Genomic DNA, 10737 nt, shown 5'->3' with positions numbered 1-10737 from the left:
TACAGACGAGACGAAGCCTGGCAGCGCCGTCGTCCGCACGCGGTTACGGGCTCACAGGGACTACCCGCCCTGCCCGCACCTCTCATGCCGACGCTGCCGCGTCCACCGCAAGCCCGGCTCGCGATGCGTGACGACACATGATCGCCCCTCTTGGGTGAGCCGGGATGGGCGACACATACGTCGAAACCGAATTTCGGTAAAGTGGAATATTTTTGTGCGCATGGATTGACAGAGGGCGACACAAGCAAGGTCCCGTAGCCCGGATGGAGCCAACGGGTCGGCGCGAAGCGCCGCCCGATGACAGGCTCCGCGTAATCCGGGACAGTGCAAAATGCCGGGCCGCACCGGCGCGCCAATGCGATCTCGTCGCCCTTGGCAATGATCTCGCCCGAAGGCGCAATGATGCAGCTGCCGCCGATGTAAGGCACGATCCGATCCATGTGTGGGTATCATTGTGCAGCGTCCGGCGGACGGGCATCAAAACGTTGCGAATCTGCAACGGTTCCCCACGATCTGAAGCCGGACAAAACAAACACCCATTCCGGCCACGAACCGCTCTCACAAGGCCGTGAGATAGCAGGGGAACGACGATGCGTGCACAACGCGTTTGGAAAGTGAATGGAGACGCCAGCATCGGGCAGCTCCAATCGAGACTGGACGATCTGAACAAGCGTCTCGTTCAGCTCGAAAACCAGCATCCGGAGACCTGGAAGCTCGAAGAACTCAGAGCGAGCGCGCTCAGCCTGTCGCGCGAGATCGACGACATCCGCTGCGCCGAGGCGACGGCGGCATTGAGCGAGTTGCTGCGGAAGTAAGTTCACCGATTCGCTTCTTGCGCACAGGAACCAAGATCCATCGCAGCCATTTCCATGCAGAGCATGGAGCACGATCATGACCAGGCAGCTGACGCGGGCCCATCTCGCACGCGGCGTGGCCGGCGCAGTTTCCACGCTGGTCCTGTGCGCGACGGCGGCATTCGCCCTCGCGCGCCACTTTGCGTTGTGAAGGATTTCGCATGACGTCCGATCCCGAGGAGCAGGTGCGGCTGCAAGGTTTTGGCGAGATGACGTTGCGTACGGCAGTCGCGACGCTGATGGCGCTCGCGCCGCGCGAGCAATCGGAAGCTGCGATCTTCCGGGTGCGGGACGGCGTGCGTCTGGCGCAAAGCGAGATCGCCGAACTCGCATCAAGCTGGGATATCGAGTCCGCGCCTACCGTGCGATCGCCGAGACTGGTCCCAGAGCAGCACTGGCCGGATATCGTGCGCGGCATGGTGCGCGAGGCCCCGCTGCCGTCGCTGATGGTGGCGTTTCTGGTCGGCGTGGTGGTGGCGCGGCGGTGACCTCTAGGATGGGTTTCGCTTCGCTCTACCCATCCTACTACGAGCTGCGAGCGGTAGTCCTCTGACCGACCCGGCAATGTCGGAGCGACGTTAGCTCGTGGAGAGCCATGCTCCCACAGCCAGCGGCCCTGCCCGGCCAAATCGGCCGTGGACCCGATCCCGAAATCGTTGCAAAAAGGCGTTCCGAGGCGCCGGCGGCCGGTCCGCCAAGCCTTTGGAAAACGTCGACTTTTGGAAGAATGGTCGGAGTGGCAGGATTCGAACCTGCGACCCCTGCGTCCCGAACGCAGTGCTCTACCGGGCTGAGCCACACTCCGACAAGAAGGCGGCTTATAGCGTCGGGTTTGGCGCACCGCAAGCGGCCGGCATGAGGAATTTTGTCCCTGTGAAAACGGGTCTTGAAACGCTGATTTTGCCGGCCGGTGCGGCCGGTGCCGAGGCTGCGGCCCGCACGCTGGCCGCCGGCGGGCTGGTCGCATTTCCGACCGAGACCGTCTACGGGCTCGGGGCGGATGCGGCCAATGCCGCCGCGATCGCCCATCTCTACGCCGCCAAGGGGCGGCCGGCGTTCAATCCGCTGATCGCCCATGTCCCGGACATCGCCGCCGCGCGGCGGATCGGCCGGTTCGACGCGCGCGCCCTGAAGCTCGCGGAAGCGTTCTGGCCGGGACCGCTGACGCTGGTGGTGCCGAAGACGGAGGGCTGCCCGGTGGCCGATCTCGCCACCGCGGGCCTCGACACGGTCGCGATTCGCATTCCCGCGCACCCGGTGGCGCAGGCGATCCTCCGCGCCTTCGGCGGCGCCGTGGTGGCGCCGTCCGCCAACATCTCTGGCCACGTCTCGCCAACGCTGGCGGCCCATGTCGAGAGCGACCTTGCAGGGCGGATCGACCTGATCGTGGACGGCGGGCCTGTTACGGTCGGCGTCGAATCGACCATTGTCGGCTGCCTCGACGCGCCGATGCTGCTCCGCCCCGGCGGCCTGTCGCGCGAGCGGATCGAGGCGGTGCTGGGCGCGCTCCTGGCGCGGCCGCCTGTGGAGGCCGAGAGCGACGACAGCCAGCCGCTGGCGCCGGGCATGCTGGCCTCGCATTACGCGCCACGCGCCCATGTGCGGCTTCGCGTGCAGGACGTTGCGCCCGGAGAAGCGCTGCTGGCATTCGGCTCTGAGCGCCTGCCTGGCGTCGATGCGGCCGTCGCTGTCATGAATTTGTCGCCCACCGGTGATCTCGATGAAGCCGCCGCCAATCTGTTCGGCTATCTCCGCAGCCTCGACGCGAAGAGCCCGCGGGCGATCGCGGTGATGGCGATCCCCGAGGAAGGCCTGGGCGAAGCGATCAACGACCGGCTGCGCCGGGCTGCAGTGGCAAGATGAGAGTGGAAGTAGAGACGAGACAATGAATATCAATAAGCCTGCGATCCCTCCACTTGCGCCCGAGCTGATCGAACAATTCCGCAAGATCGTGGGCGAGCGCCATGCGATCACCGATGCGAATGACATCGAGCCTTACGTCACCGAGGAGCGCAATCTGTTCCACGGCCGCTCGCCGCTGGTGCTGCGTCCGGGCTCGACGGCGGAAGTCTCTGAAATCTGCAAGCTCGCCTCCGCGCATAAAATCGCCCTGGTGCCGCAGGGCGGCAACACCGGGCTCGTCGGTGGCCAGACGCCGCACAACGGCGAGGTGGTGGTGTCGCTGCGGCGGCTCGACAAGATCCGCGAGGTCGACGCCGCCTCCAACACCATGACCTGCGAGGCCGGCGTGGTGCTGCAGATCGCGCAAGCGAAGGCGGCTGAGGTGGACCGGCTGTTTCCGCTCTCGCTGGGCGCGGAAGGCAGCTGCACCATCGGCGGCAATCTCTCGACCAATGCCGGCGGCACCGCGGCGCTCGCCTATGGCGTGGCGCGCGAGATGGCGCTGGGGCTCGAGATCGTGCTGGCCGATGGGCGCGTGCTCAACGTGCTGTCGAAGCTGAAAAAGGACAACACCGGCTACAATCTGCACAATCTCTTCATCGGCGCCGAAGGCACGCTCGGCATCATCACGGCGGCGACGCTAAAGCTGTTTCCGAAGCCGCGGTCGGTCGAGACCGCCTATGTCGGACTGAAGTCGCCGGCGGCGGCATTGAAGCTGCTGACCATCGCGCAGAGCGAGGCCGCCAATGCGCTGACGAGTTTTGAACTATTGTCGGAGATGGCGGTCGATTTCTCGGTGCGACACGGCATCGACGTGCGCGATCCGCTTGCCGAGAAGCATCCCTGGTACGTGCTGATGGAGCTGTCCTCCCCCGGCGAGGACGCCCGCACGCCGCTGGAGACGATCCTCGCCCGCGCCATGGAGGAGGAGATCGTCGACGACGCCGTGATCGCCGCCAACCTCACCCAGCGCAACAATTTCTGGAAGCTGCGCGAGGAGATGTCGTCGGCGCAGAAGCCCGAGGGCGGCTCGATCAAGCACGACATCTCCGTGCCGATCGCCGCGGTGCCTGAATTCATCGCGGAAGCCAACGCCGCCGTGGTGAAGCTGATCCCGGGCGCGCGGCCGGTGCCGTTCGGCCATCTCGGCGACGGCAATCTGCATTACAATGTCAGCCAGCCGATCGGCGCCGACACCGCGGATTTTCTGGCGCGCTGGCACGACATGAACGCCGTCGTGTTCGAGATCGTTCTGCGCATGGGCGGATCGATCTCGGCCGAGCACGGCATCGGCGTGCTCAAGCGCGACGAACTGCCTGAGGTCAAGGACAAGACCGCGATCGAGCTGATGCGCGCGATCAAGGCGATGCTCGATCCGCTCGGCATCATGAATCCGGGGAAGGTGCTGTGAGCGCTCTTGCGATCGACGCGATCGGGGATGCCGATGTCGAGGAGGTTGTCGCGCTGTGGCAGCGCTGCGGCCTGACGCGGCCCTGGAATGACCCGCATGCCGACATCGCGCTGGCGCGGCGGCGCGATAACTCGGCCGTGCTGGTCGGGCGCGACGCCGGCGCGATCGTGGCGACCGTCATGGTCGGCCATGACGGCCACCGCGGCTGGGTCTATTACGTCGCGGTCGATCCCGACGGCCGCAAGCGCGGCCATGGCCGCGTCATCATGGCCGCGGCCGAGGACTGGCTGCGCGCGGCCGGAATTTCGAAGCTGCAGCTCCTCGTCCGCCGCGAGAATGCGCAGGCCAATGCGTTCTACGGCTCGCTGGGCTTCGAGCTATCGACCTCCGTGATGTTCCAGAAGTGGCTCGACGGCCGCGCGACCACGCCAAGCAACTGAGATCAAGCAAATGACCATTTCCGACCGCGTCCGCATCAAGGACGTCCGCGTGCTCTCGGACGGCTGGACCACGCTGAAGAACACCACGTTCGAGTATCGGCGCGCCAGTGGCGAGTGGCAGACGCAGCACCGCGAGACCTATGAGCGCGACAACGCCGCCGCCGTGCTGCCGTATAACCGCGCTGGGCGTACCGTGATCCTGGTGCGGCAGTTTCGCCTGCCGGCCTTCATCCGCGGCTACGACGATCTCCTGATCGAGGCCGCCGCCGGCGTGCTTGACAACGCCGAGCCCGAAGAGCGCATCCGCGCCGAGGCCGAGGAGGAGACCGGCTACCGCCTGCACCACGTCCACAAGGTGTTCGAGGCCTTCATGAGCCCCGGAGCCATCACCGAAAAGCTGCATTTCTTCGTCGCCGAATACGAGCCTTCGATGCGTGTCAGCGACGGCGGCGGCCTCGAGCACGAGGGCGAGGACATCGAGGTGCTGGAGCTCTCGATCGACGAGGGGCTGGCCATGATCGCCGACGGCCGCATCATCGACGCCAAGGCGATCATGCTGCTGCAATATGTGGCACTGCACGTGTTCAGGTGACTTACCCTCCCCTGGAGGGGGAGGGTCGATCGCGCGAAGCGCGAGCGGGGTGGGGTGATCTCTCCACTCGGGCACTGTTGGATGTGGTGAGACCGTCACCCCACCCCGTCTCACATTTTCGCTGCGCTCAATGTGAGCCGACCCTCCCCCTCCAGGGGAGGGTAAGTGGCACCGCGCGTGCCGCACCATCCTCGCCTGCAATTCTGTCCTGCATCCTCCCTTCCCCCGTTGAGCAACCCCAAAACTATCTCTAGTCTGTCGCCAACCAAGAACCAGGAGACGCGCCCATGTCCACGCCGCGCGACGACGAATTCGGCTTTGCGCCCAACTACGACTCCCCCGTCCCGTACATGCAGCGCACCCGCGACTATTACGCGGCGATCGGCTACACCACCGCGTATCGCTGGGCGCATTACACCGAAGCGCCGTTCCAGCCGCTGAAGAAGCCGCTGGCAAAGTCGCGCGTGACTATCATCACGACCGCTGCGCCGTATGATCCCAGCAAGGGCGATCAGGGGCCGGGCGCGGCGTATAATGGCGGCGCAAAGTTCTACCAGGTCTATGACGGCGACACGTCGAAAGAGCACGATTTGCGCATCTCGCATATCGGCTACGACCGCAAGCACACCTCGGCCACCGACAACGGCACCTGGTTTCCGCTGCCGCAGCTCTTGAAGGCCTCCGCCGCCGGCCGCATCGGCGAGGTCGCCCCGCGCTTCTTCGGCGCGCCGACCAACCGCAGCCACCGCGTCACGCTCGACACCGATGCACCGGAAATTCTGGCGCGCTGCCTCGCGGACAAGGTCGATGTCGCGGTGCTGGTGCCGAATTGCCCGGTCTGCCACCAGACCACGGCGCTGGTGGCGCGGCATCTGGAGCAAAACGGCATCCCGACCGTGATCATGGGCTGCGCCAAGGACATCATCGAGCACGCCGCCGTGCCGCGCTTCCTGTTTTCCGACTTCCCGCTCGGCAATTCCGCCGGCAAGCCGCACGACGTCGCCTCGCAGGCGCAGACGCTCGAGCTGGCGCTCAAGCTGCTGGAGAGCGCGAGCGGTTCGCAGACCACGATGCAGTCGCCGCTGCGCTGGAGCGAGGACGCCTCCTGGAAGCTCGACTACAACAACGTCGCCCAGCTGTCGCCGGAAGAGCTGGCGCGCCGCCGCGCCGAATTCGACAAGCAGAAGGAGATCGCGCGCGGCAACCGCGCCGCCTGACGTCCTCCGATAACGATAATCAAAAGGGGAGAGCGACGTGACGCGACCGTTCGAGGGCGTGAAGATCCTGGACTTCACCCAGGTGCTGGCCGGCCCCTATGCGAGCTACCAGCTCGCGCTGCTGGGGGCTGAAATCATCAAGGTCGAGCGGCGCGAGGGCGAGGACATGCGCCGCACGCCGCTCAGCCGCGAATGGGCCGACCGCGGCCTCGCGCCGGCGTTCCAGGCCGTCAACGGCAACAAGCGCAGCCTGACGCTCGATCTGCAGAAGCCGGAAGCGATCGCGATCGTGAAGAAGCTTGCAGCGACCGTCGACGTCGTCATGGAGAATTTCCGTCCGGGCGTGATGGACAAGCTCGGCATCGGCTACGAGGCGCTCTCGGCGATCAATCCAAAACTGATCTATTGCGCGGTCTCCGGCTTCGGCCAGACCGGCCCGGATCGCCTGCGGCCCGGCTATGACGGCAAGATGCAGGCGCTGTCCGGCATCATGGCGATCACCGGCCATCCCGAGACGGGGCCGACGCGCGCGGGCTTTGCGGTGTGCGACGTGCTGTCGGGCGCCACGGCCGCGTTCGGCGTGTCGAGCGCGCTGTATCAGCGCGACCGCACCGGCAAGGGGCAGTTGATCGATGTCTCCATGCTGGAGGCGACGATGGCGTTTCTGTCGGGACAAATCGCGGACTGGTCGGTCGCCGGCCATCGCCAGACACTCTCGGGCAATCAGGCGGTGAGCCGCAGGACCACGGCGAATTTGTTCAAGTGCGGCGACGGCCACATCCTGCTCGCCGTCAACAACGAGAAGCAGTACCGCGCGCTGATGAGCGCGCTCGGCCGCGAGGACACGCTCGCGGACCCGCGCTTTGCCGACTGGTTTTCCCGCAACGAGAACGAACCCGCGCTGCGCGCCATCATCGAAGCGGCGCTCGCGGCCAAACCGGCGCGCGAATGGGAGACGATCCTGGAAGACGCCGGCGCGCCCTGCGCCAGCATCTGGAAGGTCGAGGAGGTGATCGACCATCCGCAAATCAAGGCGCGCGGCGCGATTCAGCAGCTGGATACGCCCTACGGCCGCCTTCGCTTTGCCGGCAGCGGCTTCAAGCTCGCCCATGGCGGCGGCAGGCTCGACCGGATGGCGCCGGAGCTCGGCGCGGATACCGATGCGGTGCTGGGCGAGCTGGGGTTTGATGCGGCGGAGATCGCGGCGCTGAGGGCACAGGAGGTTGTTTAAGACTCCGCTGCCGTAGGGTGGGCAAAGCGAAAGCGTGCCCACCACTACCCGTTGAGGAGAGAGATCGTGGGCACGGCGCGTTGCGCCTTTGCCCACCCTACGGCAGCGCGGCTAGAACAACGAGCCCTGCCCGTCATCGGCCGGCCCGGCCGCAGCCTTCCGTGCCGCCTTCTTCGGTTTCGCCGCTTCTGCTTCTGCCGCCATCTCCTCCGCGCTGATCGGCAGCAGCAACTGATCGTCGTCATTGGCGACGCGGTTGACGCGGGTGGAGACCGGGTGCCAGGCAAACTCGCCGATGCGTGGTGCCGTCATCAACGGCAGGATCGCATCAACCTCGTCGCCCCTGATGTCGAGCCAGCGCTCGAAATCGCGCTCGCTGATGGTGACGGGCACGCGGTCATGCAGCGCGGCGAGATCCTCGCCCGCCGCGGCCGTGACGATCGCGACCGTGTCGAGCTCCTCGCCGTTCGGCCCGGCCCAGGTCTCGAACAACGCGGCAAAGCCGAGCGGCGCACCGTCGGCGCGGTGGATGAAAAAGGGTTGCTTGCGGCCGTCCTCCACCTTCCATTCGTAATAGCCATCGGCCGGGATCAGGCCGCGCCGCCGGCGAATCGCGCGTTTGAACGCGGGCTTCTCCAGCACCGTCTCGGAGCGCGCATTGATCAGGAGCGTGAAGCCCTTGGGGTCCTTGACCCAGCCCGGCAACAGGCCCCAGCGCATCAGGCGAAAATGCCGCGCGCCGTTCTCGGCCAGAACGACCGGAATCGGTTGTGTCGGGGCCACATTGTACCGGGGCGGGAAATTCGGCTGCTCGACATAGCCGAACAGTTGCCGCAAAGCCGCGGGGGCCGAAGTTATGACGAAGCGTCCACACATCCCAGGGTATCTATATAGGGTCCGTTCAGGTCCTTTTAACCCCGAACGTTAACACTGCGGCAGATGAGCTCAACGGCCTCCCAACCCGCGCGGACGCATGTACAGACGGGCCCCGAGGCCGCCGCCTGGGCCGAGCGTCTGCGCGTGGCCAATATCAACCCGCGGACCGGGCTTGCCACCGACTATCTCAACCATTTCAATGAAGCCGTGATGCTGCTGGAAATGGTTCCGGACATGCCGGAATGCGCGGAAGATTTTTTGACCTGGTCGCCGCTGTCCTATGCCGAGCATTTCACGGCATCGAATTTCAAGGCGCGGGACCTGGCCATCGAGGCCTATGAGAAGGCCAACCCCAACGTGCGCGCCCAGTTCGACCACATCACCGATACCATGACCTCGATCCTGACCGCGGTCGGCTCGGCCATGCGCGAGGTCGAGAAGGACACGACCCGCGTCCGCCTCGCCGAGCAGGCCACGCTCTGGGTCAAGCCGCTGATCGCCGCCTGCGGCGGCATCATCAATGGCGGAGCGGAAGCCGACGTCGACACCATCATGGCGAACTGAGCCAGGTCTTTTAAGAATCAGGTCCTTTAAGAAAATGGCTTCGGTCGTCCAGCCCACCCATCCCCAGCTCGCCGTCAGCGCCGCGATTTTCCGCGACGGCAAGGTGCTGCTGACCCGCCGCGCCCGTTCGCCCGCCAAGGGCTTCTATTCGCTGCCGGGCGGCCGGGTCGAATTCGGCGAATCGCTGCACCAGGCCCTGAGCCGCGAGGTCGACGAGGAGACCGGGCTCGACATCGCGATCATTGGCCTCGCCGGCTGGCGCGAGGTGCTGCCGGTCGCGCCCGGTGCCGGCCATTACCTCATCATGTCGTTTGCCGCCCGCTGGGTGGCGCGGGAGCCGGTCCTGAACGACGAGCTCGACGACTACCGCTGGATCGCCCCCGACGCTCTGGCGGGCCTTGGAGACCTCAAGCTGACCGGGGGGCTGGACGAGGTCATCCAGTCCGCCGCGCGGCTGGTTGGAGCCTGACCGAGCCGCGGGCCCCGCAGGCGGGAGACGGAGCGCACCGCCCGTGTGGCTCACCTTGCGTCCCCAGCCCCGACGGGGCATACACCCCGCCGATGCCCACGCGATTTCTGGCCATTTTTGCCCTGATTCTCGCCTGCGCCTCCGGGCCCACGCGGGCCCAGGACGTGGCGGCGCCGTTCGACGCCGATTTGCAGCGGCTGGCCGAGATTCTCGGCGGCCTGCACTATCTGCGCGGCATCTGCGGGTCCAACGAGGGCAACAAATGGCGCAACGAGATGCAGGCGCTGATCGATGCCGAAACTCCCTCCGGGGAGCGCCGCACCCGCATGATCGCCGGCTTCAACCGCGGCTATAACGGCTTTCAGCAGACCTATCGAAGCTGCACGCCGGCCGCGACGGTGGCGATCCGCCGCTATATCGAGGAAGGCTCGAAGATCTCGCGCGATCTCACGGCGCGCTACGCGAACTGATTCCTTTCGGCCTCACTCCGGACCGTAACTCCCTCATCGACTGCCGCAGCAGGGCCTGCATGGTTCGAGACGCGCGCGAAGAGCGCGCTCCTCACCATGAGGGTTTGGCTGTCGAACGCGCGACGGGAACCCTGTCATCGACTTTGTTCACAGCCGTTAACCGTTCTTAAAGATGTGGCCTAGCGGTCGTTAATGCGCGTGCTACACCTCTCGCACAGCGCATCGCCGTGGATCGCGCCCCAGCCCTGATCGAGTTTCATGAGCCAGCCGATTTCCTACGCCCCCGACCGCGCGCCGCTGCCCGATCACGAGCAGAAGCAGGCCGCACTGAGTTATCTCAACGAGGCCTGGGCCGAAGCGCGCCATGAGGGCGTCGACGGCGACTGCCTGGCGCAGGCGAGCCTGTTTGCGGCCTTTGCCGAGCTCGTCGGCACCTATGGCGAGGACGCGGTCGCCAAGTTCGTCGAGGGTTTTCCGGGCCGCATCCGCAACGGCGAGTTCTCGGTCACGCTCGCAAGGCAGTGAGCTTTCCGCGAAAATGACCCCGCCACGCGGGCGGGGCCAGTCAACGGATGAATGACTTTGCGAACGGATTGGCGAAAGCCTTCGCGAAGTCTGCCGCGTTTATCGCACGGAAGCCGCTTGCCGCGGACAAGCATTAGTCTCGCGGCGGCCGGGAGATGTTCCCGCGGCGATCAGGAACCTGCTCCC

Annotated in this window: 13 protein-coding genes and 1 tRNA gene; 12 read left to right on the top strand and 2 right to left on the bottom strand. The window is 65.9% G+C overall.

Features of this window, described 5'->3' with window-relative positions:
* Positions 1-590 precede the first annotated feature (590 nt).
* Together RAD10_RS26160 and RAD10_RS26155 are read left to right on the top strand one after the other, a co-directional pair.
* Positions 591-815: a hypothetical protein gene (locus tag RAD10_RS26160; protein ID WP_018323393.1), complete on the top strand. Its 225-nt coding sequence runs from the start codon at positions 591-593 to the stop codon at positions 813-815.
* 200 nt (positions 816-1015) lie between these two features.
* On the top strand, positions 1016-1342 hold the full coding sequence (locus tag RAD10_RS26155) for a hypothetical protein (RefSeq protein ID WP_461619750.1): 327 nt from the start codon (positions 1016-1018) through the stop codon (positions 1340-1342).
* Between the two features lie 240 nt (positions 1343-1582).
* On the opposite strand, the gene RAD10_RS26150 is transcribed toward RAD10_RS26155, so the two are convergent.
* Positions 1583-1659, bottom strand: a tRNA-Pro gene (locus RAD10_RS26150).
* Positions 1660-1727: 68 nt separating this feature from the next.
* On the opposite strand from RAD10_RS26150, the gene RAD10_RS26145 reads away from it, so the two are divergent.
* The 6 genes from RAD10_RS26145 (at position 1728) to RAD10_RS26120 (ending at position 7647) form a co-directional block, all read left to right on the top strand.
* Positions 1728-2717 carry an L-threonylcarbamoyladenylate synthase gene (locus RAD10_RS26145; protein WP_461619749.1) on the top strand — a complete coding sequence of 330 codons (990 nt, stop codon included), beginning with the start codon at positions 1728-1730 and terminating at the stop codon, positions 2715-2717.
* A 22-nt stretch (positions 2718-2739) separates the two neighbouring features.
* Positions 2740-4167 carry an FAD-binding oxidoreductase gene (locus RAD10_RS26140; RefSeq protein WP_461619748.1) on the top strand — a complete coding sequence of 476 codons (1428 nt, stop codon included), beginning with the start codon at positions 2740-2742 and terminating at the stop codon, positions 4165-4167.
* Complete coding sequence (locus tag RAD10_RS26135) at positions 4164-4607, top strand: GNAT family acetyltransferase (protein WP_461619747.1); 444 nt, start codon at positions 4164-4166, stop codon at positions 4605-4607. The genes RAD10_RS26140 and RAD10_RS26135 overlap by 4 nt, the downstream gene beginning before the upstream one ends.
* Before the next feature lie 10 nt (positions 4608-4617).
* Positions 4618-5199, top strand: coding sequence for an NUDIX domain-containing protein (locus RAD10_RS26130; protein WP_461619746.1), 582 nt, complete (start codon positions 4618-4620; stop codon positions 5197-5199).
* 287 nt (positions 5200-5486) lie between these two features.
* Positions 5487-6416, top strand: a complete 930-nt coding sequence (locus RAD10_RS26125; RefSeq protein WP_461619745.1) for a glycine reductase — start codon at positions 5487-5489, stop codon at positions 6414-6416.
* A 37-nt stretch (positions 6417-6453) separates the two neighbouring features.
* On the top strand, positions 6454-7647 hold the full coding sequence (locus tag RAD10_RS26120; RefSeq protein WP_461619744.1) for a CaiB/BaiF CoA transferase family protein: 1194 nt from the start codon (positions 6454-6456) through the stop codon (positions 7645-7647).
* Positions 7648-7758: 111 nt separating this feature from the next.
* Here RAD10_RS26120 and RAD10_RS26115 read toward each other — a convergent pair whose 3' ends face one another.
* The gene (locus RAD10_RS26115; protein WP_461619743.1) at positions 7759-8523 is read right to left on the bottom strand and encodes an SOS response-associated peptidase; all 765 of its coding nucleotides are present in this window, start codon (positions 8521-8523) and stop codon (positions 7759-7761) included.
* A gap of 63 nt (positions 8524-8586) precedes the next feature.
* Here RAD10_RS26115 and RAD10_RS26110 point away from each other — a divergent pair, with 63 nt between their 5' ends.
* The 4 genes from RAD10_RS26110 (at position 8587) to RAD10_RS26095 (ending at position 10551) form a co-directional block, all read left to right on the top strand.
* Positions 8587-9087: a hypothetical protein gene (locus tag RAD10_RS26110; RefSeq protein WP_104465685.1), complete on the top strand. Its 501-nt coding sequence runs from the start codon at positions 8587-8589 to the stop codon at positions 9085-9087.
* Between the two features lie 34 nt (positions 9088-9121).
* Positions 9122-9556: an NUDIX hydrolase gene (locus RAD10_RS26105; RefSeq protein ID WP_461619742.1), complete on the top strand. Its 435-nt coding sequence runs from the start codon at positions 9122-9124 to the stop codon at positions 9554-9556.
* A 92-nt stretch (positions 9557-9648) separates the two neighbouring features.
* Positions 9649-10026, top strand: coding sequence for a TIGR02301 family protein (locus RAD10_RS26100; RefSeq protein ID WP_461619741.1), 378 nt, complete (start codon positions 9649-9651; stop codon positions 10024-10026).
* Between the two features lie 258 nt (positions 10027-10284).
* A complete protein-coding gene (locus tag RAD10_RS26095) occupies positions 10285-10551 on the top strand; it encodes a hypothetical protein (protein ID WP_018323382.1) in 267 nt (88 codons plus the stop codon).
* Positions 10552-10737 lie beyond the last annotated feature (186 nt).

The sequence above is a fragment of the Bradyrhizobium sp. 23AC genome, assembly GCF_054863025.1.
This window is presented reverse-complemented; position numbering and strand designations above follow the sequence as displayed.